At 55.3% G+C, this 26,149-nt stretch carries 24 protein-coding genes and 2 pseudogenes; 15 read left to right on the top strand and 11 right to left on the bottom strand.

The genetic code is table 11. The features are described from left to right. Positions 1-28 precede the first annotated feature (28 nt). The 12 genes from FDP13_RS13715 (at position 29) to mdcH (ending at position 12,945) form a co-directional block, all read left to right on the top strand. Positions 29-1,003: an ABC transporter permease gene (locus tag FDP13_RS13715; protein ID WP_012770307.1), complete on the top strand. Its 975-nt coding sequence runs from the start codon at positions 29-31 to the stop codon at positions 1,001-1,003. Further along, positions 1,000-1,920, top strand: a complete 921-nt coding sequence (locus FDP13_RS13710) for an ABC transporter permease (RefSeq protein WP_143839658.1) — start codon at positions 1,000-1,002, stop codon at positions 1,918-1,920. The genes FDP13_RS13715 and FDP13_RS13710 overlap by 4 nt, the downstream gene beginning before the upstream one ends. 3 nt (positions 1,921-1,923) lie before the next feature. After that, positions 1,924-3,711 carry an ABC transporter ATP-binding protein gene (locus FDP13_RS13705; protein WP_143839657.1) on the top strand — a complete coding sequence of 596 codons (1,788 nt, stop codon included), beginning with the start codon at positions 1,924-1,926 and terminating at the stop codon, positions 3,709-3,711. 649 nt (positions 3,712-4,360) lie between these two features. After that, entirely contained in the window at positions 4,361-5,338 is a 978-nt protein-coding gene (locus FDP13_RS13700) for a chemotaxis protein (RefSeq protein ID WP_012770304.1), read from the top strand. A gap of 410 nt (positions 5,339-5,748) precedes the next feature. Beyond that, the gene (gene mdcA, locus FDP13_RS13690; RefSeq protein WP_012770303.1) at positions 5,749-7,404 is read left to right on the top strand and encodes a malonate decarboxylase subunit alpha; all 1,656 of its coding nucleotides are present in this window, start codon (positions 5,749-5,751) and stop codon (positions 7,402-7,404) included. A 10-nt stretch (positions 7,405-7,414) separates the two neighbouring features. Next, positions 7,415-8,272: a triphosphoribosyl-dephospho-CoA synthase gene (locus FDP13_RS13685; protein ID WP_143839655.1), complete on the top strand. Its 858-nt coding sequence runs from the start codon at positions 7,415-7,417 to the stop codon at positions 8,270-8,272. A 9-nt stretch (positions 8,273-8,281) separates the two neighbouring features. Further along, positions 8,282-8,581, top strand: coding sequence for a malonate decarboxylase acyl carrier protein (mdcC, locus tag FDP13_RS13680; RefSeq protein ID WP_012770301.1), 300 nt, complete (start codon positions 8,282-8,284; stop codon positions 8,579-8,581). Next, positions 8,574-9,407: a biotin-independent malonate decarboxylase subunit beta gene (locus FDP13_RS13675; RefSeq protein ID WP_143839654.1), complete on the top strand. Its 834-nt coding sequence runs from the start codon at positions 8,574-8,576 to the stop codon at positions 9,405-9,407. The genes mdcC and FDP13_RS13675 overlap by 8 nt, the downstream gene beginning before the upstream one ends. Further along, the gene (gene mdcE / locus FDP13_RS13670) at positions 9,404-10,204 is read left to right on the top strand and encodes a biotin-independent malonate decarboxylase subunit gamma (RefSeq protein WP_012770299.1); all 801 of its coding nucleotides are present in this window, start codon (positions 9,404-9,406) and stop codon (positions 10,202-10,204) included. Before FDP13_RS13675 ends, mdcE begins: the two co-directional genes overlap by 4 nt. A gap of 232 nt (positions 10,205-10,436) precedes the next feature. Then, positions 10,437-11,396 carry an AEC family transporter gene (locus FDP13_RS13665; RefSeq protein WP_012770298.1) on the top strand — a complete coding sequence of 320 codons (960 nt, stop codon included), beginning with the start codon at positions 10,437-10,439 and terminating at the stop codon, positions 11,394-11,396. 18 nt (positions 11,397-11,414) lie between these two features. Continuing rightward, positions 11,415-12,032 carry a malonate decarboxylase holo-ACP synthase gene (locus FDP13_RS13660; RefSeq protein ID WP_370512559.1) on the top strand — a complete coding sequence of 206 codons (618 nt, stop codon included), beginning with the start codon at positions 11,415-11,417 and terminating at the stop codon, positions 12,030-12,032. A gap of 4 nt (positions 12,033-12,036) precedes the next feature. After that, positions 12,037-12,945, top strand: coding sequence for a malonate decarboxylase subunit epsilon (gene mdcH, locus FDP13_RS13655; RefSeq protein ID WP_143839652.1), 909 nt, complete (start codon positions 12,037-12,039; stop codon positions 12,943-12,945). Here the strand turns inward: mdcH and FDP13_RS13650 are convergent. The 6 genes from FDP13_RS13650 to FDP13_RS13625 all read right to left on the bottom strand — a co-directional run bounded on the left by FDP13_RS13650 (position 12,929) and on the right by FDP13_RS13625 (position 19,124). Then, the gene (locus FDP13_RS13650; RefSeq protein ID WP_012770295.1) at positions 12,929-13,861 is read right to left on the bottom strand and encodes a LysR substrate-binding domain-containing protein; all 933 of its coding nucleotides are present in this window, start codon (positions 13,859-13,861) and stop codon (positions 12,929-12,931) included. The genes mdcH and FDP13_RS13650 overlap by 17 nt on opposite strands. 136 nt (positions 13,862-13,997) lie before the next feature. Next, a complete protein-coding gene (locus tag FDP13_RS13645) occupies positions 13,998-14,825 on the bottom strand; it encodes a metal ABC transporter permease (protein WP_143839651.1) in 828 nt (275 codons plus the stop codon). 1 nt (position 14,826) lies between these two features. Continuing rightward, the gene (locus FDP13_RS13640) at positions 14,827-15,684 is read right to left on the bottom strand and encodes a metal ABC transporter permease (RefSeq protein ID WP_027712442.1); all 858 of its coding nucleotides are present in this window, start codon (positions 15,682-15,684) and stop codon (positions 14,827-14,829) included. Continuing rightward, on the bottom strand, positions 15,677-16,573 hold the full coding sequence (locus FDP13_RS13635) for a manganese/iron ABC transporter ATP-binding protein (RefSeq protein WP_012770292.1): 897 nt from the start codon (positions 16,571-16,573) through the stop codon (positions 15,677-15,679). The genes FDP13_RS13640 and FDP13_RS13635 overlap by 8 nt, the downstream gene beginning before the upstream one ends. Next, positions 16,570-17,487, bottom strand: coding sequence for a metal ABC transporter substrate-binding protein (locus tag FDP13_RS13630; protein WP_050570389.1), 918 nt, complete (start codon positions 17,485-17,487; stop codon positions 16,570-16,572). Before FDP13_RS13630 ends, FDP13_RS13635 begins: the two co-directional genes overlap by 4 nt. 488 nt (positions 17,488-17,975) lie before the next feature. Beyond that, on the bottom strand, positions 17,976-19,124 hold the full coding sequence (locus tag FDP13_RS13625) for an iron-containing alcohol dehydrogenase (protein ID WP_143839650.1): 1,149 nt from the start codon (positions 19,122-19,124) through the stop codon (positions 17,976-17,978). 361 nt (positions 19,125-19,485) lie between these two features. On the opposite strand from FDP13_RS13625, the gene FDP13_RS13620 reads away from it, so the two are divergent. Next, a complete protein-coding gene (locus FDP13_RS13620; protein WP_370512558.1) occupies positions 19,486-20,382 on the top strand; it encodes an AraC family transcriptional regulator in 897 nt (298 codons plus the stop codon). A gap of 87 nt (positions 20,383-20,469) precedes the next feature. Continuing rightward, positions 20,470-20,898 (top strand): hypothetical protein, encoded by a 429-nt coding sequence (locus tag FDP13_RS13615; RefSeq protein WP_234424409.1) that lies wholly within the window; start codon positions 20,470-20,472, stop codon positions 20,896-20,898. 56 nt (positions 20,899-20,954) lie between these two features. Here the strand turns inward: FDP13_RS13615 and FDP13_RS21800 are convergent. Continuing rightward, positions 20,955-21,201: pseudogene (locus FDP13_RS21800) on the bottom strand (EamA/RhaT family transporter); the annotation flags it as partial. A 1-nt stretch (position 21,202) separates the two neighbouring features. Here FDP13_RS21800 and FDP13_RS13605 point away from each other — a divergent pair. Continuing rightward, positions 21,203-21,322, top strand: a pseudogene (locus tag FDP13_RS13605) (amino acid ABC transporter permease); the annotation flags it as partial. A gap of 19 nt (positions 21,323-21,341) precedes the next feature. Here the strand turns inward: FDP13_RS13605 and FDP13_RS13600 are convergent. From FDP13_RS13600 to FDP13_RS21675, 4 genes are read right to left on the bottom strand one after another with little or no spacing between them, the layout of a single operon-like run. Beyond that, on the bottom strand, positions 21,342-23,123 hold the full coding sequence (locus FDP13_RS13600; RefSeq protein ID WP_143839649.1) for an ABC transporter ATP-binding protein: 1,782 nt from the start codon (positions 23,121-23,123) through the stop codon (positions 21,342-21,344). Continuing rightward, positions 23,123-23,977: a hypothetical protein gene (locus FDP13_RS13595; RefSeq protein ID WP_143839648.1), complete on the bottom strand. Its 855-nt coding sequence runs from the start codon at positions 23,975-23,977 to the stop codon at positions 23,123-23,125. The genes FDP13_RS13600 and FDP13_RS13595 overlap by 1 nt, the downstream gene beginning before the upstream one ends. After that, the gene (locus tag FDP13_RS13590; RefSeq protein ID WP_143839647.1) at positions 23,955-25,478 is read right to left on the bottom strand and encodes a type 2 lanthipeptide synthetase LanM; all 1,524 of its coding nucleotides are present in this window, start codon (positions 25,476-25,478) and stop codon (positions 23,955-23,957) included. The genes FDP13_RS13595 and FDP13_RS13590 overlap by 23 nt, the downstream gene beginning before the upstream one ends. Positions 25,479-25,533: 55 nt before the next feature. Beyond that, the gene (locus tag FDP13_RS21675; RefSeq protein ID WP_199886335.1) at positions 25,534-25,710 is read right to left on the bottom strand and encodes a hypothetical protein; all 177 of its coding nucleotides are present in this window, start codon (positions 25,708-25,710) and stop codon (positions 25,534-25,536) included. Between the last annotated feature and the right edge of the window lie 439 nt (positions 25,711-26,149).

Here is a 26,149-nt window from a genome sequence, read left to right as displayed (position 1 = left end):
ATCTTTTGCTCATCAACAAGGACAGGTCATGGCCCGCTTTTTGCTCAGTCGTTTTCTACAAACTCTGGTAACGCTGGCGGTCATGTCGATACTGGTGTTTGCCGGCGTTTATCTGGTCGGCAACCCGGTGGATTTGTTGCTGGGCAGTAATGCCACCCCGGCCGAGCGCGAGGCGGTGATTCGCGCGTTCGGGCTGGATAAAACCCTGTGGCAACAATACCTGCTGTTTGTGACCCACGCCTTGCAGGGCGATTTGGGCAACTCCTTCATTTTCAATCAACCGGCGCTACACCTGATTTTGCAACGTATGCCCGCCACGCTGGAACTGGCGCTGACGGCGTTTCTGCTGTCGTTGCTGATCGGCATTCCGTTGGGGGTGTTCGCCGGCTTACGGCCAGACAGCCTGGCGGCGAAATCGGTGATGACGGTATCGATTTTGGGCTTTAGCCTGCCGACCTTCTGGATCGGCATGATGATGATCATGCTGTTCAGCGTGAAGCTGGGGTGGCTGCCGTCGTCGGGGCGGGGCGACACCGTGACGGTGGCCGGGGTGCCGCTGAGTCTGCTGACGGCGGATGGCTGGCAGCACCTGCTGCTGCCGGCGCTCAATCTGGCGCTGTTCAAGATTTCGCTGATTATCCGCCTGACCCGTGCCGGCGTGCGGGAGTGCCTGCAACAGGATTACGTGCGTTTTGCCCGCGCCAAGGGGTTGTCGGAGCGCCGTATTCTGTTGGTGCATGTGCTGAAAAATACGCTGATCCCGCTGATTACGGTCATTGGTCTGGAATTGGGTTCGTTGATTGCCTTTGCGGTGGTGACTGAAACCATTTACGCCTGGCCGGGGATGGGCAAACTGATTATCGATGCCATCGCGGTGTTGGATCGCCCGGTGATTCTGGCTTATTTGATGATGACGGTGGTGATGTTCAGCCTGATCAATCTGCTGGTGGATGTGCTGTACGCGGTGGTGGACCCACGTATTCGGTTAGGCGGTGGGCAATGAGCCTGTCGGGACGCTCGGTGCCTACCCCGGCCGCCGCGTCGGCGGCGCGTTCGGCGTGGGCGCGTACGCTGTCGGTGCTGTTGCATGACCGGCTGGCGCGGCTGGGGATAGTGGTGCTGACGCTGATTGTCGGGCTGGCGCTACTGGCACCCTGGATTGCGCCGCAAAACCCGTATGACCTGACCCAACTGATGATTATGGATAACCGCCTGCCGCCGGGTTCAGCCGGTATGAGCGGGCAGACGTACTGGCTTGGCAGCGACGATCAGGGCCGCGACTTGCTGAGCGCCATCCTGTACGGCACCCGCACCAGCCTGATGGTCGGGGTCGGCAGCGCGCTGGCGGCGCTAGTGCTGGGTATCACCGTCGGTATGCTGAGCGCCTGGCTGCGGGGGAAAACCGATGCGCTGCTGATGCGCATCGTCGATATTCAGCTCAGCTTTCCGCCGATACTTATCGCGCTGATCCTGCTGGCGGTGCTGGGGCAAGGGGTGGACAAAATTATTCTGGCGCTGGTGATCACCCAATGGGCGTATTACGCCCGTACGCTGCGCGCTTCCACGCTGCTGGAAAGCCGCCGTAATTATGTGGATGCGGCGCGCGGCATGGCGTTTTCCGCTCCACGCATCCTGTTTCGCCATATGCTGCCCAACTGCCTGCCGCCGCTGATTGTGGTCGCCACCATGCGTATCGCTTACGCCATCATGCTGGAGGCCACGCTGTCGTTTCTCGGCATCGGCCTGCCGGTTACCGAACCGTCGCTGGGGCTGCTGATCGCCAACGGCTTTGACTATCTGCTGTCCGGCGATTATTGGATCAGCCTGTTTCCGGGCGTGATGCTGCTGTTGCTGATTGTGGCGATCAACCTGATCGGCGATGCCCTGCGTGATGCACTGAATACCAGACAGGAGGAGTGAGGCGTGAATCAACCGGTGCTGCGTGTTGAACAACTGAACACCGCGTTTCGGGTCAACGGTGAGTGGTTGAAGGTGGTGCAGGATCTGTCGTTTGAGATTGGCAGGCGGGAAACCGTGGCGCTGGTGGGGGAGTCCGGTTCCGGTAAAAGCGTCACCGCGTTGTCCATCATGCGCCTGCTGGCCGGGCCGCAGGTGCAGACCTATGGGCGCGTGCTGTTTGACGGCCGTGACCTGCTGGCGCTGCCTGCCCGCGAGATGCAGCACATTCGTGGTAATCGTATCGGCATGGTGTTTCAGGAGCCGATGACCAGCCTCAATCCGGTATTGAAAATCGGCACCCAAATTACCGAAGTGTTGCAACGCCACCGCGGGATGGACCACGCCGGCGCGCGGGCGGAGGCGGTGCGCCTGCTGGAAAGAGTGCGCATTCCCGCCGCCCACACCCGGCTGGATGAGTATCCGCTCAGCTTTTCCGGCGGTATGCGCCAGCGGGTGGTGATCGCCATCGCGCTGGCCTGCAATCCCCGCCTGTTGATTGTCGATGAACCGACCACCGCGCTGGATGTCACCATTCAGGCGCAAATTCTGGGGCTGATTAAAACGTTGCAGGACGAGGAGGACATGTCGATCCTGTTTATCACCCACGATATGGGGGTGGTGGCGGAAGTGGCCGACCGCACCCTGGTGATGTATCGCGGCGCAGGGGTGGAAATGGCGGACACCCGCCGGCTGTTTCGTGCGCCGCAACATCCGTACAGCAAGACGCTGTTTTCCGCCGTGCCGCGGCTGGGCGACATGTCGGATAGCTGTCTGCCCCGGCGGTTTGCGCTGAGTGGGCAGCCGGAAACCGACGCGCTGGAAGACACGGTCAGACCGGGTGAGCCGGTGCTGGCGGTCAGCAATCTGGTCAAGCGGTTTGAGGTGAAAAGCGGCTGGCTGCGACGGGTGACCGGCCGGGTACACGCGGTGGAAAACGTGTCGTTCAGCCTGCAACCGGGGGAAACCTTGTCTCTGGTGGGCGAATCCGGCTGTGGCAAGTCCACCACCGGGCGCGCTATTTTGCGGTTGCTGGAGCCGAATGGCGGTGCGGTATCGCTGTGCGGCGAGAACATGCTGAGCGCCGATAAATCGGCACTGGCCGGTTTGCGCAGGCGGGCTCAGATGATTTTTCAGGACCCGTACGACAGCCTCAACCCACGGCTGACGGTGGGCAACGCGATTGCCGAACCTATGGTAAGCCACGGCCTGGCGTCAGCGCGACAGGCGCCGCAAAAAGTGGCGGAACTGCTGGAAAAAGTGGGGTTGCAGGCCGACATGGCCGAGCGCTATCCGCACCAGTTTTCCGGCGGCCAGCGGCAGCGTGTATGTATTGCGCGGGCGTTGGCGCTCAATCCGCAGGTGATCATCGCCGATGAAGCGGTGTCCGCGCTGGATATGACCGTCAAGGCGCAAATCGTCAACCTGCTGCTTGACCTGCAACAGCAACTGGGGCTGGCTTATCTGTTCATTTCTCACGACATGGCGGTGGTCGAGCGCATCAGCCATCGGGTCGCGGTGATGTATCAGGGCGAAATCGTCGAGATAGGCCCGCGTCAGGCGGTATTCAACACCCCGCAGCACCCGTATACCCGCCGCCTGCTGGCCGCTGTGCCGGTGCCCGACCCGGAAAAGCGCGTGCGTCGATCGCTGCTGGCGGAAGAGTTGCTCAGCCCATTGCGTCCGCTGGGGTATCAGCCACCGGCACGCCGTTACCGGCAGGTCGGCGACGGTCATCTGGTGCTATTATCTTGATCAACTATTATCCTGATTAACTATTATCCTGAACAATGAAGCGTCGCCTCGGAAAGGAAAATGCAGCATGAAAATAATGATGCCGATGGGGATGGTGCGATGGGGGCTGTGGGCGGTAACGACATGCCGGTGAGGGCGCTTCTATTGATAGGCGTTTAATCAGGAGAGTGGTTCGTCATGTCCATCAAGAGAAAGAGAATGCCCTTGTGCTCCCCTTATTTTATTGCCTATTTCTGTTAAACCTCACGCACCGGTCATTTTAAATCTGCCCTATTTATACCCGCCATACTTCTTTATACCCGTCATACTTCTTTATATCGTCACACTTCACGTTGCAGGCGCGTTGGCTTTATATAGGCAGGTAATAACAACCCACATAATCAAATCTGCCATTCATCACAGGATACGGAACAATTATTGCGGGAAAATGGTGGAGAAATGAGCGGTGGTCTATGCTTTTTAAAACAGGAAGATGCAGCAGATGACGTGAGACACATATTTTTCTTTTTGATGGTGTATAAGAAGTAAGAGTTATTTGAAGCGCGTCGGCGATCGCGTAGAGTGGAGAAAGGGCTATCGGCCTGATTTACCTGCATTACTGAAGTTGCCTTATAACCATACATTAATAATTATTTGCATTGAGGACAGAATGGATAAATTTCAAAGAGAGATTGAGGAAAGAACCAATCTTACCTCATCCAACAAGTTTGAATTGTTATTGTTCCGTTTGGGATCGGCCACGGGTGAAGGGCCATCCGAGCTGTTCGGTATCAATGTGTTCAAGCTTCGTGAAATCGTTCCGATGCCAACCTTAACCAAGGCTGCGGGTATGGCTCCACCGATGCTTGGTATGATTAATATTCGCGGGCAAATTATTCCCGTTATCGATCTTCCGGCGGTGGTGGGGTGTGCGGCGAGTACCGGTCGCAATATCCTGCTGGTGACGGAATATGCACGCAGCACCCAAGCTTTTGCGGTCGAATCCGTTGATGACATTGTTCGTCTTGACTGGAGTCAGGTCAATACGGCCGAAGCGGGAGTCAGCAATACCTATATCACCAGTATTGCACGTCTGGACAGCGACCCGTCGAGCAACCGTCTGGCGCTGGTGCTGGATGTGGAGCAGATCCTGCACGATATCATCCCTACCGAACGTGAAATCAAGATTGAGAGCGTCGAAGAGAAAACCTTCCACCTGAAACCGGGGGCGGTGGCGATTGTCGCTGAAGACTCCAAAGTCGCGCGTAATATGCTCGAAACGGGGCTGAAAGTGATGAATATTCCCTACATCATGCATATCACCGGATTGGAAGCCTGGAACAGAATCAAGTTGATGGCGCAGGAAGCGCAGGCGGAAGGCCGGCCGATTTCAGACAAAATCGCCTTTGTGCTGACCGACCTGGAAATGCCGGAAATGGATGGGTTTACACTGACGCGTAATATCAAACGTGATGAGGCGCTTAAGCACATTCCCGTTATCATCCATTCTTCGTTGTCCGGCACGGCCAACGAAGACCACGTCCGCAATGTCGGCGCGGATTCGTATGTCGCGAAATTCGAAATCAATGAACTGGCGGCGGCAATCCACAAAGTGGTGGATCGCGTGAAACCGACATCCGCCAGATAAGATCAGTACGTCTGCACGGCCCCGTGTCGCGTTGATTCGGCACGGGGCCGTTATTTTTCCGGCGGTGTTTCCTGCCGATATTCCTTCGTTAGCCGCTACCCACATTTTCCTGCCCATCCTGCCAGTACGTTTCTGCGCTTGCGCCGCCGTCGCCATGACCGGGTTGTTCACGGCTCGCCGTCTCAGCGAGTGAAAAGCGCCGGATTGATCACAATTCGCGCTGCCGCGGACGGCGGTGGAAAACCGCGGCCCACCTGCGCTGGCGCGGTCATCATCTACGGTATGCCAGTTATCTTTACTCTAAAGCTAACGATCGCGTTAGCGGCTTGATTGAAGCGGAATGCGCCGGAGAACATACTTTCCCCAGACCAAGGCAAATCAAAATGATGAGCTGAATCAGGAGGTTAATAATGTTGTCTGGGCAAACGTCACCGCGGGTCTGGAATACGCGCCGCAGTGAAAAACAACGACGTAAAGCACTGATCCCCGTTTCGGGCAAAGTGCTTCCTACGGAACATCTTGCCGGGATGCTGGAGAAATTGATCGCGCCCGGCGATAAGGTGGTGCTGGAAGGCAATAACCAGAAGCAGGCCGATTTTCTTTCCCGCACGCTGGCAGAGGTCAACCCGCAGGTAGTGCATGACCTGCACATGATCATGCCGAGCGTCGGGCGCAGCGAGCATCTGGATATCTTTGAGAAAGGTATCGCCCACAAGCTCGATTTCTCCTTCTCGGGCACGCAAAGTCTGCGCATTTCGCAACTGCTGGAAGACGGCGCGCTGGAAGTGGGCGCTATTCATACCTATATCGAACTCTATTCCCGTCTGTATGTTGACCTGATCCCGAATGTGGCGCTGGTTGCAGGGTATAAAGCCGACCGCAAAGGCAACCTGTACACCGGCCCGAGCACCGAAGACACCCCGGCGCTGGTTGAAGCCGCCGCGTTCCATGACGGCATCGTCATCGCGCAGGTGAATGAACTGGTGGATGACGAAACGGATTTGCCGCGCGTCGATATTCCCGGCTCCTGGATTGACTATGTGGTGGTCGCCGACAAGCCGTTCTTTATCGAACCGCTGTTCACCCGCGATCCGCGGTTGATCAAACAAGAACATATTTTAATGGCGATGATGGCCATCAAAGGCATCTATGCCGAGCATCAGGTGCAGTCGCTCAACCACGGCATCGGTTTCAACACCGCCGCGATCGAACTGCTGCTGCCGACTTACGGCGAACGGCTGGGGCTGAAAGGCAAAATCTGTAAACACTGGACGCTTAACCCGCATCCTACTCTGATCCCGGCGATTGAAAGCGGCTGGGTCGACAGCGTTCACTGCTTCGGCGGCGAACTGGGGATGGAAGCCTACATCGCCGCCCGGCCGGATGTGTTCTTCACCGGTGCCGACGGCTCGATGCGTTCCAACCGCGCGTTTTGCCAACTGGCGGGGCAGTATGCCGTCGATATGTTTATCGGCTCGACTTTGCAGGTGGACGGGCTGGGCAACTCGTCCACCGTCACCAAAGGCCGTCTTTCCGGGTTCGGCGGCGCGCCTAACATGGGGCACGACCCGCACGGCCGCCGTCACGCTACACCGGCCTGGCTGGCGATGATTAACGAGCCTGACCCGATGCAGCGCGGGCGCAAGCTGGTGGTGCAAATGGTGGAAACCTTCCAGGCGGGCGTTAAACCGACGTTTGTAGAAAAACTCGATGCGGTGGATGTGGCGAAAGCTGCCGGTATGCCGCTGGCACCGGTGATGATTTATGGCGACGACGTTACCCATGTGCTGACCGAAGAGGGGATTGCCTACCTCTACCGCGCCAACAGTCTGGAAGAACGCCGGGCGATGGTGGCGGCGGTGGCCGGGATCACCGACATCGGGTTGGGTGTAGACGCGCAGCGCGTGGCGGAGTTCCGCCGCAGCGGCAAGGTGGCCTACCCGGAAGATTTAGGGATCCGCCGTACCGAAGCGACCCGTTCCCTGTTGGCGGCCGGCAGTGTGGCCGAGCTGGTGGAATGGTCAGGCGGTTTGTATAACCCGCCGGCGAAATTCCGTAGCTGGTAGGAGCGGGTAAATGAAAACGCAGCGACAGTCCGATGCACCCGGCTACGCCCAGTGGCTGGCCGCTACCGCGACGCATTGCCTGATAGACGAAGCGCGGCTCAGCCCTAAACCGGGGCTGGTCGATAGCCGCGGCAGCGGCGCGCATCAGGATTTGACGCTCGCACTGATGGAACGCTCCGCTCACAGCCTGACCGCCACGTTTCATACGCTGGCGCTCCAGAGCTGGCAGCGCCCGGCGGATGCCGCGTTACGGCAAATCGTCGGCCGGGTAGGGCGTGAAGGCGAACGGCAGATGATGCTGGCGACCGGCGGAATCAATACCCACCGTGGGGCTATCTGGGCGTTGGGTCTGTTGGTGAGCGCGGCGGCGATGCTCGGCGGCCTTGGCGATGTTGAGGCTATCACCGACGCGGCGGCACGGCTGGCTCGCCTGCCGGATAACGGCGCGCCGACGGTATTCAGCAAAGGGCGACTGGCGACGCAGCGCTATCAGGTGCCGGGCGCGCGGGAAGAGGCGCAACAAGGCTTTCCGCATATTACCCGGCTGGCGTTGCCGCAACTGCGACGCAGCCGGCGTCAGGGTGCCAGCGAGGCCGAAGCGCGGCTGGATGCGCTGATGGCGGTCATGACGTCGCTGAGTGATACCTGCGTGCTGTCGCGCGCCGGGCTGGACGGATTGCAAGCCATGCAGCATGGCGCGCGGGCGGTACTGGCGGCGGGCGGCGTGTCTTGCCCTGCCGGCCGACAGGCGCTGGCGCAACTGGATACACGTATGCTGGCGCTGAACGCCTCCCCCGGCGGTGCCGCCGATTTGCTGGCCGCCACGCTATTGCTCGATGGTATCGCACAGCCATCTTTATACGATTAAGAGGGTGTTATGGAACACATTACATTGTCATTTCCGGCTACCCGCACGGCCAGCGGCAACGCGCTGGCGGGCGTGGTCGGCTCCGGTGATATGGAAGTGCTGTTAACGGCGGATGCCGGACAGACGCTCACCATCGACATCACCACGTCGGTAGATAACAGCCGGGCGCGCTGGCAAGCGCTGTTCGCCCGGTTAAGTACGCTCGGCAGCCTGACGGCCGGCACCATGACGATTCATGATTTTGGCGCCACGCCCGGTGTGGCACGCATCCGTATCGAACAGGTTTTTGAAGGGGTGAGCTATGCGTGACGACCGCAGTTTTATCGAACTGAAAGCGCGGGAACGTGCCCACGCGCTGCTGGATGAAGGCAGCTACCGCGAACTGCTCGGCCCGTTTGACGGCATCGTTTCGCCGTGGCTGGGGCCGCAGGGGATTGTGGTGCAGTCCGACGACGGCATGGTGGTGGCGAAAGGCACGTTGCAGGGCAAACCGACGGTGGTGATCGCCATTGAAGGGGCGTTTCAGGGCGGCAGCATGGGGGAAGTCTCCGGGGCCAAGATGGCCGCCGCGCTGGAACTGGCGGCTGACGACCAACGTAACGGCATCCCGACGCAGGCGATTCTGTGTCTGGAAACCGGCGGGGTACGGTTGCAGGAGGCCAATCTGGGGCTGGCGGCGATCGCCGATATCCACGCGGCTATCGTCGACCTGCGCCGCTACACGCCGGTTGTCGGCATCATCGCCGGGACCGTCGGTTGCTTTGGCGGCATGTCGATTGCTGCGGCGCTGTGCAGCCACTTGATTGTCACCCGCGAGGCGCGTCTGGGGCTGAATGGTCCGCAAGTGATTGAACAGGAAGCCGGGGTCGCAGAGTACGACTCGCGTGATCGTCCGTTTATCTGGAGCATGACCGGCGGTGAAATTCGGCACCACATCGGCCTGGCCGACAGCCTGGTGGCCGATGGTGTGAACGCCGTCAAGCAAGCGGTGAACGACGCGCTCGCCGCTGGCGTACCGGCGCAGCACCGTTCGAATAACTATGCGTGGTATCTGGCGCGCCTGAGCGATACCGATACCCGGGTGCAGGCCGATACGCAACAGATCCAACAGCTTTTCGGGGAGGTAAAACCATGAGTCAGGTAGCACATCGCGGCGCGCTATGGTTAGACGCGCTGGCACCCGGAAAACCACGCCTGACCGGGCTGTGCCCGTCGGTACAGGTGGCAGACGGCGACATCGGCGGTGAGCCGGTGCGCTTTATCGCCGTGGTTCCCGACGCGAATAACCACTACCCACGCGCCGTAAAAGGCGAGGTAGGGCTGCTGGAAGGCTGGACGCTGGCGAAAGTGGTGCATGAGACCATCGCAGCGGACCGCCACAGCGACAAAAAACGGCCGATTGTCGCGGTGATCGATGTCCCCAGTCAGGCGTATGGCCGTCGGGAAGAAGCGTTCGGCATCCATCAGGCGCTGGCGGCATCCGCAGGGGCTTACGCCGAGGCGCGTCTCGCCGGTCATCCGGTTATCGGTTTGATCGTCGGCAAAGCGATGTCCGGGGCGTTTCTGGCCCACGGCTATCAGGCGAACCGGCTGATCGCCTTCAACGACCCGGAAGTCCAGATTCACGCGATGGGCAAAGCCTCAGCGGCGCGTATCACGCTCAGAAGCGTGGAAGAGCTGGAGAAGCTGGCCGCCACCATCCCGCCGATGGCGTATGACATTCGCAATTACGCCACGCTGGGGGTGTTATCGACGCTGCTGGATGTCGCCAACCCGGATGAACCGTCTGCCGACGATCGGGCGCGGGTCACCGCCGCACTGCAACAAGCGGTGACCGATGCCCGGCGCGATCCGTCGCTGAAAACGCGACTGGGTGCGGACAACCGGCGCAGTTCTTCCCTCGTACGCGAGCGGATGCGGGCGCAATGGTAAGCGCGGTCAACCGCGCTGCCCGATAAGTCACACACCGGTGGCCTCGTGTTAATCCGCGACGGCCGCCTATCGGTAAGCCAATAAAGAGACCTGCCAGATAATCGGGCCGGGTGCCGTTGGGCGCCTGTGGAGCTCTTTTGTCTGAAAAAAAGACGCTGTGCCCGCACGATGCGGACACAAGCCAAACCATCGCGCTGGAACCAATACTCTTTTTATTACAGGTGAATACGATATGACTTATGTAATTGTTCATGCCCTCGCGCCGATTTTCATCATCATGCTGCTGGGGTTCTGGGCCGGCAAAGCCAAATTGGTGGATAACAAGAACGTCGCGCTGCTCAATATTTTCGTGATGGATTTTGCCTTGCCGGCGGCGTTGTTCAGCGCCACCGTACAAACGCCCTGGTCCGGCATTGTTCAGCAGTCGCCGCTGATCGTGGTATTGACGCTGGCGATGTGGATAACCTATGCCGCCATCTATTTTCTGGCCGTTAAGGTATTTCATAAAACGCCGCAGGATGCCGCGGTGCTGACGCTCACCGTCGCGCTGCCCAACTACGCGGCGCTCGGCCTGCCGATCCTCGGCAGCGTGCTGGGCGACGGCTCGGCCACGTCGCTGTCGGTGGCGGTGTCCATCGCCTGTGGTTCGGTGTTGATGACGCCGTTTTGCCTGCTGATTCTGGAACGTGAAAAAGCGCTGGCGTCGGGCGGCAATCAGACCTCTACGCTGTCGATGCTGCCGATATTGATGTGGCGTTCGCTGAAAAAACCGATCGTGTTGGGGCCGTTGTTGGGCGTGGTGTTGTCCGCCATCGGTATCCGGATGCCGGAATTATTGCTGGCGGCGATCAAACCGCTGGGGTTATCCGCTACCGCCACGGCGTTGTTCCTGACCGGGGTGATCCTGTCGGCACGCCAGTTGAAACTGAACCCGATGGTCACCACCGCGGTATTAACCAAGCTGCTGATTCAGCCGGCACTGGCGTGGGGCGTCGTGTTGGTATTGGGGTTGCACGGTTCGGTGGCGATCACCGCGATTCTGATGATTGCGCTGTCCGCCGGGTTTTTCGGTGTGGTGTTCGGTAACCGGTTCGGCGTGCAATCGCCGGATGCGGAAGCGGTGCTGCTGTTAAGCTCGGTACTCTGTATCCTGTCGCTGCCGCTGTTTATTACGTTAACGTCAGGTATTTGAACGACATCAGGAGTCTGAATCATGGTAACGACACGTCCGCACGATCTGTTATGGCTGGCCTCCCGCGATGCGTTGGAGGGCGTGGATGCCCCCTGGGTGCACAGCCAATGGCAACCGGCGCTGCCGGTGGTGGTGCGGCGTGACGTTGACCCGGCCGGGCGTATTCCGGTTGGCGTGCGCGGCCTGCGCCGCGACCAGCGCGCCGCCGGGTGGGTGGCGATAGAACACGTTGTTCGGGTGGTGACGCCGGACAGGCTGTGTGAGCTGTCATCGCTGTTGCATTCGCCGTTTGTTTCACAACCGCCGGTGCAGGTCGCCATTCAACTGGCGCAACAGCACTGGCCGTGGCAGTGGGGCATCACCGGCGGTACGGGGTATGCGCTGGCGACCCAGGTGCCGGTGCTGCATGTGGACAGCGATCTGGACTTGCTGATTCGCGCGCCGCAGCCGCTGGACCGCGACGCGCTGGCGGACTGGCAACGACAGCTGTCGTCATCGCCGCTGTGCCGGGCCGATACGCAAATTGAAACCCCCAACGGCGGTTTTGCGCTGGCCGAATGGTTACGGGATGGACAGGTGCTGTTAAAAACCGACCGTGGCCCGCGGCGGGTCAGCGATCCGTGGTCAATGGAGTAGAGCAATGAAGATTCTGTTTACCTTCCCCGGACAGGGCGCGCAGCAGGCCGGCATGTTGCAGCAATTGCCGGCCGATACGAGCGTGCTGGATGAGGCGGTTGCCGTGTTGGGGGATGAGGTTTACCAACTGGATACCCCGCAGGCGTTGCGGCATACCCGTGCGGTACAGCTGTGCCTGCTGATAACGGGGGTAGCCTGGGCCCGGGCGCTGATGGCGCGTGGCTTGATGCCGGAGATGGTCAGCGGCTTGTCGATTGGCGCGTTTCCGGCGGCGGTGGTCGCCGGGGTACTGCGCTTTGACGATGCATTGCGGCTGGTGGCGTTGCGTGGCGATCTGATGGAACAGGCTTACCCGCAAGGGTATGGACTGACCGCGATTATGGGCTTAAGCCAGCCGGAGGTAGAAACGCTGTTGGTCGGTAGCGGCGCCTATATTGCCAACCTGAACGCTGAACGGCAGATAGTGATTGCCGGCAGCGATGAAAACATGGCGCAGGTGGCGGAGCGCGCGCTGCAACGCGGCGCCAGCCGGGCACAGCGTTTGCAGGTCAGTGTGCCGTCGCATTGTGCGTTGCTGGATGCGCCCGCCAGACAACTGGCGGCGGCGATGGCGTCGGTTTCTTTTTCGCCGCCTCAGTGCGGCTACCTGAGCGGCAGTTCCGCCCGCGCCATCTGGCAGGCGGAACGCATCGCAGACGATCTGGCGCTGAACATGGCGCGCACCGTACGCTGGCATGAGGCGATGGTGGCGGCGGAAGAGCGCGATGTCGGGTTGGCGATAGAAATGCCGCCGGGCGGCGTGCTGACCTGCCTGGCGAAACAGGCGTTTAGCCGCAGCGAGGCGTTTTCACTGGCGCGTAGCGGCGTCGAGGTGGTGGTACACCGTGCGGCCCAACTCAAGGCGCAGGGGTAACGTTCAGGCTGCGGGCATACATGCGGCCTTCCGCCACCAGCGCCAGCAGGTTTGGGTCATGCTCGCGATTGCGGGCGAACACGATGGCGATAAGCTGGCGCATCTGATAAGGCGGCGCCAGTTTCAGCAACTGCACATCGTTCTCGTACACTTTTTTCATCCGCTCGGGGATCAGGGTAAAGCCGACGCCGGCCTGCACCAGACTCAGCATAGAGAAAATGTCGTCCACCCGCGTGACGATCTCCGGTTCAAACCCGGCGATATGAAACGCTTCCTGAAAACCGGCATAGGTGGCGAACCCTTCAGACAGCGACACGAAACGCTGGTGGTGGAAGTCGCGCAGGTCGGCCGGCTGGCGAGTATCCAGCTTCGCCGCCGCCGGTGCCGCCAGGCAGATCTCATCTTCAAACAGCGGCAGGAATTCCAGTCGGTTACGGTCGATAGTGTGGTCGGACAGCGAGATAAGGATGGCGTCCAACTGTTGGTCATCCAGCATGGCGAGCAGGCGCTGATTCGACCCCATGGTTAAATCCAGCTCCAAATCCGGACGGCGCAGCTTGACGCCCATAATCAGGCGCGGCACCGTTTCCAGCGTCAGCGAATACAGCGTGCCGATGCGCAGTCGCCCTTGCCCGACGCCGGCGGTCTTGCGCGTCTCTTCCAGCCCCCGTTCCATCAACAGCATCGCTTCCTGGCTGTATTCCAGCAGCGTATGCGCCGCCGGCAATGCCACCAGATTGCGCCCCTTGTGAATAAATAGCGGGCAGCGCACACCTTCCTCCAGCGTATGCAGCGCCCGATGTACGCTGACGCCGCTCAACCCGAGCAGCTCTGCCGTGCGGGTGATGGTGCCGGTTTCCATAAACGTCTTGAAGATCTCAAGCTTGCGAAAGGTGATATCGCCGTCTGTTAGCATGTCGGACTCATTGTGTGATTGCGCTGTGGATGTGAATGGCTAAACCGTCGGGGAATTGTACCTGTAATGCGCAGCAAAAGGGCAATCAGGTGGTGTGTCGTGTGAGCGCGGCCCGCCAAACGCGGGCCGCATTCGGTCAGCGCTGCGGTTTTCGTATTTTCGCCACGCACTGCGCGATGAGAAAAATCAGCGACTGGATAATCACGATGCACGGCCCGGTCGCACCATCGAGGAAATAGCTGAGCCAGGTGCCGAACACCGAAGAGAATGTCGCAGCGGCTACCGCCACCAGCATCATGGAGCCGAAGCGTTTGCACAACACAAATCCGGTAATGCCGGGGGTAATCAACATGGCGATCACCAGAATCATGCCGACCGCCTGCAACGCGGCGACGATGGTCAGCGACAGTAGGGTCAGCAAACCATAGTGCAGCAGTTTTACCGGCAGACCGCAGATTTGCGCTTGCGTGGCATCAAAACAGTACAACACCAGATCGCGCCATTTGATGATAACCACGGCCAGCACCAGCAGGCTGATCACCAATGTTTGTTGCAGCTCATAGCGGGTGATGCCCAGTACGTTGCCGAACAGGATATGGCTCAGATGCTGTTCGGTATTGACGCGCGAGAACAGCACCAAGCCGACGGCGAACATGCCGGAAAACAGAATCCCCATCACCGTATCTTCTTTGATGCGGCAGCGTTCCTTCACATAGCCGGTCGCCAGCGCGCAAAACAGACCGGAGGCGAACGCGCCGATCGCCAGCGGGATGCCCGCCAGCCAGGCCAGCACCACGCCGGGCAGCACGGCGTGAGAAACGGCGTCGCCCATCAGCGACCAGCCTTTGAGCACCATAAAACAAGAGAGCACCGCACACACCATGCCGACCACGCCCGCCGCCAGCATGGCTTTAACCATGAACGGAAAGGAAAACGGTTCGACGAGCAGGGTTAACCATTCCATATTATTTCCTCATCATCACCAGACGGCGTTGGCGACGGGCTGCCAGTAATCCGTGCCGGGGCGCGAAGACAAACGCCAGCAGAAACATCAGCGTCTGTAGTGAAACGATGACGCCGCCGGTAGCGCCGTTGAGGAAGAAACTCAGCCACGCGCCCACCGCGCTGGTCATAGCGCCAAGCGCGATGGCAATCAGCACCAACCGTGGGAAGCGGTCGGTCAGCAACCAGGCGGTGGCGCCCGGCGTAATCACCATGGCAATCACCAAAATAGCACCTACCGTTTGCAGCGCGGCCACAGTGCAGGCGCTCAGCAGGGTGAAGAAGATGATTTTTAACCGCAGCGGCGACAAGCCGATGGTTCTGGCGTGGATTTCGTCAAAAAAGGTGACGAACAAGTCTTTCCAGATAACGCACAGTACGATGAGTGAAATGCCGATAATCAGCGCCACCTGCACAATGTCTTCGTCTGCGATGCCGAGAATATTACCGAAAATGATCGATTGTACGTTCACCGCGGTCGGGTTCAGCGAAATGATCAACAACCCGGCGGCAAAAAACGTAGAGAAAATAAACCCGATCACCGCATCTTCGCGGATGCGGGTCACCTGCCGGATGAAGGTCATGGCGAGCGCCGCCAGCATACCGGCGAAAAACGCGCCGGCGGCGTAGGGCAGGCCCAGAGCATAAGCCCCGGCCACGCCCGGCACCACTGAATGCGACAGCGCGTCGCCCATCAGCGACCACCCTTTCAGCATCAGATAGGCGGACAAAAAGGCGCAGGTGCCGCCGACCAGGCTACTTATCAGGATGGCTTTGACCATGTATTCATACTGGAAAGGCACCAGCAGGGCATCAATCATGACGCGTATCCTCATCACCCGCCGATGCGCGGTGGGGCGGCGTCAGGTTGCCCTTGCCGTAAAAGACCGCCGGGCGTTCATCGTCCGTCAGGACCGTCAGCTCGCGCGCATCGGCATCCTGATGCAGTTGTTGCCCGGACAGCCGCAGGTAACGCAGTACGCCGCCGAAGGTTTTTTCCAGATTAGGGTGGGTGAAGGTGCTTTCCGTCGGGCCGACCGCCAGCACGGTGCGGTTGATCAGCACCACCTGATCGCAGAATTCAGGCACGCTGCCGAGGTTATGGGTGGAGACCAGAATCAGGTGACCTTCTTCGCGCAGTGTTTTCAGCAATTTGATAATCGCGTTTTCCGTCTGCACATCGACCCCGGTGAACGGCTCGTCCAGCAGGATGATTTGCGCCTGCTGCGCCAGCGCACGTGCCAGAAACACCCGCTTCTTTTGCCCGCCGGACAGCTCGCCTATCTGGCGTTGATGCAGTTCCGCCATGCCGACGCGCTCCAGCGCCAGCGCCACCTGTTTTTTGTCTTCCGCCGACGGAATGCGAAACATCGACATCTTGCCGTAGCGCCCCATCATCACCACATCTTCAACCAGCACCGGGAAGTTCCAATCGACTTCCTCGGTCTGCGGGACATAGGCGATAAGATTGCTTTTCAGCGCTTGCCGGACGGGCAGGCCGTTGAGCGACACGCTGCCGGTAGAGGGGCGCACGATGCCCATAATGCTTTTAAACAACGTTGATTTCCCGCTGCCGTTTACCCCGACCAGCGCACAGATGGTGCCGCCGTGGAGATGAAAACTGGCGTTATGGATGGCGGTGTGGCCGTTGTTGTAGGTGACCGTGATGTCCTGCACGGTCAGTTGTGCGTCTTCTGCGTGCCGGGTCATTGGTTAAAGCCTTTTGCAATGGTGTCTACGGTGGTGTTTAACAGGGAAATATAGTCGGGAACCGGGCCGTCTTTGGTTGACAGCGAATCCACATACAGCACGCCGCCATAGCGCGCGCCGGTTTCTTTGCCTATCTGGCGCGCCGGTTTATCCGATACGGTACTTTCGCTGAACACGACCGGAATCTGGTGCCGGCGCACGGCGTCAATCACATGACGCACCTGCTGCGGCGTGCCTTGCTCGTCGGCGTTGATCGGCCACAGGTACAGTTCTTTCAGGCCATAGTCGCGCGCCAGATAGCTGAAGGCGCCTTCGCTGGTGACCAGCCAGCGGTGTTCGGCCGGGATATTATTCAGCCGTGCGCGCAGCGGTTGATCCAGCGCCATAATCTGCGCGGCGTAATTTTTGGCGTTACGGTTATAGGTTTCCGCGTTGTCCGGGTCGTATTTCACCAGCGCCGCCCGGATATTCTCTATATAAATTAAAGCGTTGTTTGGTGACATCCAGGCGTGGGGATTCGGGTTGCCGTTGTAAGGGCCTTCGTTGATCGCGATGGGTGTGACGCCTTCGCTGACCACCACGGAAGGTACGCCCTGAATGTTTTCAAAGAACCGGCCGAACCAGCGCTCCAGATTGAGGCCATTCCACAAAATCAGGTTTGCCGACTGCGTTTTGGCGATATCCCGTGGCGTGGGTTGGTAATCGTGGATTTCCGCACCCGGCTTGGTGATTGATTCCACGGTGGCGGCATCGCCGGCAACATGTTGGGCGATGTCCTGAATAATGGTAAAGGTGGTCACCACCTTGAGTTTTGCCGTCGCCGGTAGCGAAAAAGCGAACAGTGACGCCAGCAGGGCGGCGAACAGCGCAGCGCCTGAAAAAGACAAAGGGAAGGATAATCGCGTTTTGCGCATTGTTTTCAAAGAACCCTGAAAGGCCGTAAACATAACACTCTCCCAACAATGATAATGATAACCATTTTCATTTGAATCTAGGGCTATGTTAACAGACTACATTTAACACCTCAATAACACCACGACGTAAATTGTTTTAGGTGAAAATGGTTTTAACATCATGTGTTTCCTGATAACCAATGCCGGTGGCATAAACGTCCAAGCCGGTTCAGACGGGCGCTGATGATCTCTCTTAGCCTTTAGCCGCGGTGTGCGTTGATGTGCATTCCATTCGATGGACGCTGGTGTGCGATAAAGACGGCTATTAATTCGAGCAGGGTAAAGCCAGGCGGCGGGAAGAGGGTAAGGACGTTTTGAGTCTATCGTCCTGCATGACTACACCGTGCCGCCGTTACATACGGCGGCACGGTGTTTCTCAGCGAGGGGATGTCGTCAATCCGCTAACCGGTCGGTTTGAGGGCCGATCAGGGCAGGCGACAGGACGCGCACTACAACGCATTCTTCAGAATGGCGGTCACAACTTCCGGGGGATAAGTGTCGGCAATGCCGAAGAGGCGGACGTTGCCCTGAACGTTGTCGACGATGGCCGGCAGATCGGCTGCGGTTATTTTTAACTGCGGCAGACGAGTCGGTGTACCGATGGTGTTAAACCAGTTTTCCAGTGCGGCAATACCTTGCTCGCCGGTATCCACGCCAAAAATATTGGCGGCAAATCGTTCGAACTGCGCCCGGTTGCGCTCGAGATACCATTTCATCCAGGCCGGCACCACCACCGACAGCCCGGCGCCATGCGGCACGTTGAACAGGGCGGAAAGCGAGTGTTCGATGGCGTGGTTGGGATAGCTGAATCCTGCGGTGCCGGAGAACGTCAGGCCATTCAGCGCCAGTGTGGCGGCCCAGGCGAATTGTGCGCGGGCGTTGTAGTCCGCCGGGTCGGCAAGCAGGGCTTCCGTGGTTTCGACAACCGTGTTGATCAGCGACTCCACCAGCCGTGATTGCAGGTTAGGATGGACGGTGGCGGTAAAATACACTTCGATCAGGTGGGCGATGACATCCGACGCGGAATACACCAGATAGTCCCGAGGTACGCCCTGCATCAGCAGCGGGTTGACGATCGACACTTTCGGGAATAAGACGCCTGAATGAATAAAGAATTTTTCCTGCGTCTCGTCATTCGTCACCACGGCGCCCGGGTTCATTTCACTGCCGGTTGCCGCCAGCGTCAGAATCGAGAACACCGGCAATGCAGACTCGACCGGTGCTTTCCCGGTAAACAGATCCCAGACATCACCCGGATAGCACACGCCGGCGGCAATCGCCTTCACGCTGTCGAGCACCGAGCCGCCGCCGACGCTCAGGATCGCGTCGACCTGATGTGTTTTCGCCAGTTCAATACCTTCGCGGACTTTCGAGAGCTGTGGGTTGCTCACGATGCCGCCGCATTCGACCAGCGCGATACCCTGCTCGTTGAGACGCTGACTGACGATATCGAAAAGACCGTCGCGTTTGATGCGTTCACTGCCGTAACAGAGCAGCACGTTTTTAATACCATGATCGGCCAGATGCTGGCCAATCGACTGTTCTTTGTCGACGCCGAATTCGATTTTGGTCGGATTAAAGAAAGTGAAGTTTTCCATATAACATCCTTTGACGTTGTCAGGATGCTCGCTTGACCGCCGGACACAGGCAATGGGGTGAGCAGGCTGACGCAATATACAGCGGAACGGCGCGCAATACGGTTGAGGGGTGACCGGTATAACGCCGATGCTGACCGTTTAATGTTCTTGCGGAATGCATTTTTGGTGATCTCGGCGGGTTATCGATAGACAAATACTCCGCATTTATTGCCTGATTCTCCAGGTGTTGGGTTTGCCGGTTGGCGTTGTCGTATTGCAAGGTTATGCTGCGAAAAAACGTGGTCAGGGACGTGGTATGCCGAATCAGCAACAACAGATAAAACGACAACACGCCGATGCAATCAGCCTGGCGTGTGAAGCGATGGGCGAGATTATCGCACGGTGGACCACTCGACAATCGGACTGCGCCACCCCGATTCCGAACCTCACGTTCTATCGCCGTGAGACGCCGATGCCGCCGGTCACTTGCCTGATCGAGCCCAGTATTGTGCTGGTGGTGCAGGGTGAAAAACAGATGGTGGTAGGGGGGGAAGCGTATTCTTACAACCCGCAACGCTTTCTGGTCACCTCGCTGGATCTACCGGCGAGTTCGCAAGTGAACGTCGCCAGCCCGGAAAAACCCTGTCTGGGGCTGACCATGAAATTTGACCTTCGCATCATGGCGGAGCTGATCGCCCAAGGCCAATTGCCCTTGCCGGCTACGCGGGTCAATGACCGGGGGATAGGTATCGGCACGGTGACGCCGTTGCTGATCGAACCCTTCAGGCGGATGCTGAGTCTGCTGGATGAACCGGATTCGATCCCGGTGCTTGCGCCGCTTATCGAGCGGGAAATCCACTATCGGTTGTTGATGAGCGATCAGGCGGCGCGGTTGTGGCAAATTGCGTCGGTGGGCAGTCAAGGGCAGCGGGTGGCCAGAGCCATTGACTGGTTGAAAATGAATTACACCGCCACATTGCGGATCGATGATCTCGCCGCCCATGCGCAGATGAGCACGTCGAGCCTGCACCATCACTTTCGGCAATTGACGGCCATGAGCCCTTTGCAATATCAGAAGTGGTTACGGTTGAATGAGGCCCGGCGGCTGATGCTCAATGAGAATTTTGACGCCGCCAGCGCAGCCTTCGACGTCGGCTATGAGAGCCCATCACAATTCAGCCGGGAATACGCCCGTTTTTTCGGTGCGCCGCCAAAGCGCGACATCGAAAGCTTGCGGCGCAAAGCGGACCCTGATGGCGAGGGGATGCCTACTCACTGAACCCGGTCGTTCAACGAGGGATCGTTTCCTTTTCCGCAGCATCGGCGCTATTGTTTCCGGCATTCGATGTTTGTTTCAGGAATCACGATGATGAATGAGTCGTTCACTATCGGCGAAGAGCATGTGCGATTCGCTACCCCTGATGTCGTTTTACCGCTGGGATACCGCACTATTGCGCATCGGTTTTTTCACCATGCCATCCCGTCGCCTTATGAGGTGGAGGGGGCGATTGCCGCCATTGAAGATGTGTTGCAGGCAACGCCGGCACTACGCCAGGTGGCGCAACAGGCCTCGTGCGCCGATCAGTATCTTAACCAGATAGCCCACATCGTGGGCAGCCACGATCGTCTGACCCAACAGCAGATCGAGGAGGTGTTCAACCGGGTTGCGGATGTGATTTCCGGCAGCCCCAAACGCGCCGGTGAATTTCCGGATGACGTCGGGTTCGTCAGCTATCTGGTCATCATGCGCGAGCTATCACACCATCTTAATATCCGGCAGATAACGCTGGCATAGTGCGTGGCTCGCTCGGTAGAGGCGCTGTATCCGCAGCCAATCAGCAACGCCCATTACCCGCCAACAGGACGCGCCCAGCCCCAAAATGTGGTCGAGAGGCCAATCAGCGTCGTCATCAGCGAAAAATAGAAAACGTTCGCCCCGGCGTTTCGACGCCATTCAGGAAGCGGATTTGTACATTTGATGTGGCGGAGCAGACTGCCGCAAGCAAGGCAAAGAGCCTTCCCAGCGCGGCGTCGTCAATAATATCGCGGCCATGAGAACGGTAAATAACGGTACGGCGTAACTGATGGCCGTGGTGTCTCCGCTTGGCGTGTTGGTCGGGCTCGCGCGTCTGTCGCCGTGGCGCGGATTACGCTGGGCCGCCACCGCGTGGGTCTACACGCGTGGTATTCCGTTAATGATGGTGGTGTTTTGGACGTACATTCTCCGATGATGTTCCTTTATATGGCGACGCGATCATCATCGGAATATGAGTCATACTGACTTCTTTGTAAGTTTAGCAAGGTATAGTATTCACCACGTTTTGCTTCCAGCTCTGCTGAAGTGCCGCTTTCAATAATTTCACCTTGCTTAAGCACAACGATGCGTGTCGAGTTTTTGATGGCACTCAGGCGATGAGTAATCATTACAGAGGTTCTCCCCTGAACCAGTTCCGAAAAGCGGGAAAATAGTTCAGTTTCAACTCTCGGGTCCATCGCACTTGTCGGTTCATCAAGAATGATTAATTCACCATCGGAAAATAAAGCGCGTGCCAGAGCAAGGCGTTGCCACTGTCCACCTGAAAGCTCAGTTCCTGAATATTCTTTGCCAATGAAATTGTCGGCCTCATGAGGGAATTCAAGAGGAAACTGCGCCTGTTGACAAGCAAGTAAAAAGCGCTGTTGCTCAAATTCACTCATATTTGTTTTAAATGTGACATTATCCTGAACTGTCATATTGTAATGACCAAAATCCTGGAAAATTGCACTGATTCGACGATGCCATGTGATGATATCAATACTGGCAACATCTATTTCATTCCAGGTAATACGACCTGATGTCGGCTGATACAGACGGCATAGTAATTTTACAAGCGTCGATTTACCTGCACCATTTTCTCCGACAATAGAAAGATGGTCACCCGCATGGATTACCAGATTGATGTTACTGAGCACAGGGTGTCCATCCTGATAGGAAAAGGAAACATTTTCGAATCTGATTTCGTTAAGCGTTGGGATCTTAGTGAGCGAGTAATGTTTCTCTTGCGCCAGACTCTCAAGATCCCGAAGCCGTGAAAAAAAGCTAAAACAGACACCAACATTGGCAAACGAATAAACCATCCACTGGCAAGAAAGACCAAAGTAGGAAATTGACTGTATTGTGCCCAACAGCCCACCAACGGAAATTTTTCCTGCTTGAATATAATCAACAAACCAGTACATGACGCCTAAAGCGCAAACCAGGTATAAAAGATTCCATGGCTGAGGTCTTAGCAGTTGTTTACGTCTAACCTGATTAAGCTCATTTTCCAGCTCATTAAAAGCCTGAGAATGCTTAGTGAAAAAGAATGATGCAGAACGAAAGATCCGGATTTCTTTGGCAAGTTTTACATCGAGTAAAACAGAAAGATAATATCTTATAAGGCGTGCCGCTGTTCCTTTTCCAAGCAGGGCGCGAAAAATATCGATTTGCGAAAGGGCTACGGTAAATGTGACGGGAATCAGGGGAAGAAGAAATGCTAATGGTAACCACCAGACGACTGAAGCCAGCACAAGAGAAAGTGACAAAAGTGTCAGTAAACCGCGGAATATATCAACAAGATTAACAAGAAGATTAAGAGGGCGATGTGCAGCTTCTCTGGAAAGGACTTCCAGATTATCGTGGATATCAGGTTTCTCAATGATTTTAAGGTCTTCAATACGGCAGGCGGCCTCCATTACCATCTGCTGCGTAAGATAGGTAGCAGACTGATTTAGAATGCTTTGTAGTGTGCTTATTATGGGCGCGAGAACGCCGGGGAAAACAAACGTTAAAGCCCAGCATATCGCGACTGTTAATAGTTCTGAATGATCTGAACTACTGACAATATTTCCTAGCCTGATACTTGCCATGACACTTAGGGTAGGCAGCAAGCCCTGGATAGCAATCAGGATAATGAATAGTGCTGATAACCGTGGTGATTTCCTGAATAACAATGAAAGTGAATAAGTCACCAGAGCCAGCTTTTGTCGTATCTTCTGCATCAGTAAAGCCCCATGGTCAGACTTTTCCCTTCGGGAAAAATAACGAATTCATCAAAATGTTGAGGAGTGTGCAGAATTAACTCCATTGCATCGTGCGCTTCTGTTTTGTAGTGAGAGGATATCATCTTTACTTTATATGTCTGGTTGTCTAATCTCTCGCACGCGTGGTTTACCGTGTTTACGGTTAATGAGCGCCCATCTGGCGTAGCAATAAAGGCCATTTTTACCGAAAATAAGCCGTACGTGGTGATCTTGACGATCTTACTTAATCTACGTGCAACAATTTGACACAACGAAGGATAATGGAGCCATGAAGTACGAGTTGCATGAAAGTTATGGCAGATAATAATGATGGATTCAAAGCCAAGTCTTACAGCAATTTCAATTTTCTCTGCCATACTCACTTCGCGTTGCTCTGGTGTTGCACTTGCCATGCACAACATGTTTCTAAAATCAAAATTCAGTAATTCGAGTAGCAAATTTTTTTCAGGCAGAGAGACGGCGCGAATACTGCTAATGTAATCTTTATGCTGTGTTGTTGATAAAGGTAGATCAATCCCGGCAATGCACGCTTTTTCTGGCAGAGTGTGAAGGAATGTTGCAAATTCCATTGACCGCATCCACCAGTAAGAGGATGACTTCAAATAGGACATTTCTCCTTGCTTTGTTTTTCTGAATTTTCTTAAAGCAAAGACGATTAGGTCAATTGTTGGGCATTCGACGAGGATAAGTCCAAGAGTATTAGTCAGCTCCTTATTTATAAAATCATTCCGGAAAAGCCATGACTCATCTGATCCATGACTATTTTGGCCGATAAAATAAATATGCTGTTTATGCTGGATTGTATACAACATTCATACTCCTGGATATAAGGTAATGTTGTCTCTGAAGATACTGCTCATCACGAGAAAAGTATTTGTCAATTTGTTCAAGAGGCGTAGTTGGAAAGAAGTCAGTGAACTCATTAAAGTTACCATCAAATAGACTGCGCGAGTTAATGGCAATATGAAAAATAGGAATGTCATATTTTATGAGGCATGATTTCTCATATGAAATTAGCTCTGAAAATCTAGGGTGGGCTCCCGGATAGCGGAGATAGTCATCTATCAATGTGGATAATTTTCCTTCAATATTCATACTGATGTCAGGGTGTATGATTTTATTTATTACAAGAAGATAATATGCTGTGGTTCGAATCAAATAACGAGGTTTTATGTGAACCTGATTTTTCAGGTATCCAATAATTTTAGAGTGATATTTTTTAAGCTTAATAAAAGTATCAGTATAGCCATTAATAACATCTGAGATGTGGTTCTGGGCGATTACAGGGATTCCTTGATGATGTGGGAAATTTTGTGTTTTTCTGGGAAAACCGCGCTCATAGCGAACCTGTATATTTTCTGTGGCATCATGAATGGCATATGGATAGGTAAAAGACTGAAATATATTGGTTACGGCGGTGAGTGCAGATGTATGCCCTAATCCATTTTTGACTACATCCGGACTCTGGAGTAAACCCGTTTGGTATACAGAGCGCTCAAACTCCTGACTATCATCAAAGAAGTATTGAAAACTGGTTTCAGGATCAATGAGGAAAACATTATCGTAATCGACAATGAAATTATCAAAATGGCAGTCATTAATATTCAGAAGATCAACCAATGCAAGAATGTTACCATATCTTAGGTAAACCTTTTCTGCATCAGTCGTGGAGTTTAACTCTCTATTTTCAATGAACTCTTGCCATAGATGCGTTCCCATGCTTAGTGTTATAGGGCAGATGTTTTTAAGGCCAATAATACCACATATGGTATTAAGGGTATCTTCAATGCCAGAATCACGTGGCTTATAAATGAGCTTGAAATCTCCCAGATTTAATATGATGGGTTGTTGTCCATCATTATGACGATCACCTGCGGCTATAGTTATTTTTCCTATGGTTGATAATGGTGGGCAAGAAAAATTTCTGATAAGTACATCATGCTCCGAGAGCAACCTTTTTAAAAATTTTTCAATGTTGCTAATCGTACTATTGCAGATATTTAATGCCAAAGTACTAATGAATTTATTGTTATTTCTTATGTTTTTACTCCATGTGTCCTCATTGTCTTTAAAATATGAAATATATCTATCAGCATGTGAGCATGGTTGTTTTCTAAGCCATGTATCAAACCTGACAACAAAATCAGGAAGATGAATTTGATCAAGAGAGTGCGAGAGGTAAAGCGTTAGATCCGTAAAATCCAGATTAGGCATACCATAAGCAGTAATAATTTCCTTTACTTTTTTATTAAAATCAATGAGATAATGGAAATAAAGATAAGCCCGATACGGTTCTGAGAATTTATAGCGCATATACCTTATCCTTATATCCAGAAAGGGGCAGCCATCGGCCACCCCTTTTTATCAGTTAAAGAAAGAAGTCTTCTGAAACCTCATGAAGCTCTTGGGTGAGGACATCCTCTGACGAGATGCCTAAACCACCACCGCAGTCACAAGTACCGCTGGCACAGTCAACACCACTGTTAGCCATGTAACCACGAATATCAGAGATCTTGCTCGGTGCTACTTCTATAATGCGTTCCATTTGTTACCTCAGCCTTTGTTAATAAAACCGTAAATGGGAAAATGATTCCTACGAGAGGTACAACAGTTGCGTGCGAACGATTAAAAGCTAAAAGGAAACAAAACACCAAAATGTGATAATTATCTCATTGCGTATGTTTGAATTTGATTTTTTAATTAACAAGAGGTTCTAATTTATGTGGTTTTGTGTATGAGTATCTTATTTATTGATTTTTATATCTTTTGTTGGGTGTTAAAGTATTGCACGTTTTTTATGTATATTGTTTTATGTTTCATATGGTTTTTTTGCTTGTGGTTGTAACTGTAATATAAATATATAGGAATAATCTTTAAGGTAATGGTGTGGTGTTTTTTATATGTGTTTATATACCCAAAATAATTCGAGTTGCAGGAAGGCGGCAAGAGAGAGAATCCCGATGAGCTTACTCAGGTAAGTGATT

It is taken from the genome of Dickeya sp. ws52 (assembly GCF_007210685.1).
In the GTDB taxonomy this organism is placed as follows: Bacteria; Pseudomonadota; Gammaproteobacteria; order Enterobacterales; family Enterobacteriaceae; genus Dickeya; species Dickeya chrysanthemi.
This window is presented reverse-complemented; position numbering and strand designations above follow the sequence as displayed.

Excerpts from the sequence above, each read along its gene's own strand:
- FDP13_RS13715 (WP_012770307.1), top strand. The coding sequence starts at position 29 with ATGGCCCGCTTTTTGCTCAGTCGTTTTCTACAAACTCTGGTAACGCTG.
- FDP13_RS13710 (WP_143839658.1), top strand. The coding sequence starts at position 1,000 with ATGAGCCTGTCGGGACGCTCGGTGCCTACCCCGGCCGCCGCGTCGGCG.
- FDP13_RS13700 (WP_012770304.1), top strand. The coding sequence starts at position 4,361 with ATGGATAAATTTCAAAGAGAGATTGAGGAAAGAACCAATCTTACCTCA.
- mdcA (WP_012770303.1), top strand. The coding sequence starts at position 5,749 with ATGTTGTCTGGGCAAACGTCACCGCGGGTCTGGAATACGCGCCGCAGT.
- FDP13_RS13685 (WP_143839655.1), top strand. The coding sequence starts at position 7,415 with ATGAAAACGCAGCGACAGTCCGATGCACCCGGCTACGCCCAGTGGCTG.
- mdcC (WP_012770301.1), top strand. The coding sequence starts at position 8,282 with ATGGAACACATTACATTGTCATTTCCGGCTACCCGCACGGCCAGCGGC.
- FDP13_RS13675 (WP_143839654.1), top strand. The coding sequence starts at position 8,574 with ATGCGTGACGACCGCAGTTTTATCGAACTGAAAGCGCGGGAACGTGCC.
- mdcE (WP_012770299.1), top strand. The coding sequence starts at position 9,404 with ATGAGTCAGGTAGCACATCGCGGCGCGCTATGGTTAGACGCGCTGGCA.
- FDP13_RS13665 (WP_012770298.1), top strand. The coding sequence starts at position 10,437 with ATGACTTATGTAATTGTTCATGCCCTCGCGCCGATTTTCATCATCATG.
- mdcH (WP_143839652.1), top strand. The coding sequence starts at position 12,037 with ATGAAGATTCTGTTTACCTTCCCCGGACAGGGCGCGCAGCAGGCCGGC.
- FDP13_RS13650 (WP_012770295.1), bottom strand. The coding sequence starts at position 13,861 with ATGCTAACAGACGGCGATATCACCTTTCGCAAGCTTGAGATCTTCAAG.
- FDP13_RS13645 (WP_143839651.1), bottom strand. The coding sequence starts at position 14,825 with ATGGAATGGTTAACCCTGCTCGTCGAACCGTTTTCCTTTCCGTTCATG.
- FDP13_RS13640 (WP_027712442.1), bottom strand. The coding sequence starts at position 15,684 with ATGATTGATGCCCTGCTGGTGCCTTTCCAGTATGAATACATGGTCAAA.
- FDP13_RS13635 (WP_012770292.1), bottom strand. The coding sequence starts at position 16,573 with ATGACCCGGCACGCAGAAGACGCACAACTGACCGTGCAGGACATCACG.
- FDP13_RS13630 (WP_050570389.1), bottom strand. The coding sequence starts at position 17,487 with ATGCGCAAAACGCGATTATCCTTCCCTTTGTCTTTTTCAGGCGCTGCG.
- FDP13_RS13625 (WP_143839650.1), bottom strand. The coding sequence starts at position 19,124 with ATGGAAAACTTCACTTTCTTTAATCCGACCAAAATCGAATTCGGCGTC.
- FDP13_RS13620 (WP_370512558.1), top strand. The coding sequence starts at position 19,486 with ATGGGCGAGATTATCGCACGGTGGACCACTCGACAATCGGACTGCGCC.
- FDP13_RS13615 (WP_234424409.1), top strand. The coding sequence starts at position 20,470 with ATGATGAATGAGTCGTTCACTATCGGCGAAGAGCATGTGCGATTCGCT.
- FDP13_RS13600 (WP_143839649.1), bottom strand. The coding sequence starts at position 23,123 with ATGCAGAAGATACGACAAAAGCTGGCTCTGGTGACTTATTCACTTTCA.
- FDP13_RS13595 (WP_143839648.1), bottom strand. The coding sequence starts at position 23,977 with ATGTTGTATACAATCCAGCATAAACAGCATATTTATTTTATCGGCCAA.
- FDP13_RS13590 (WP_143839647.1), bottom strand. The coding sequence starts at position 25,478 with ATGCGCTATAAATTCTCAGAACCGTATCGGGCTTATCTTTATTTCCAT.
- FDP13_RS21675 (WP_199886335.1), bottom strand. The coding sequence starts at position 25,710 with ATGGAACGCATTATAGAAGTAGCACCGAGCAAGATCTCTGATATTCGT.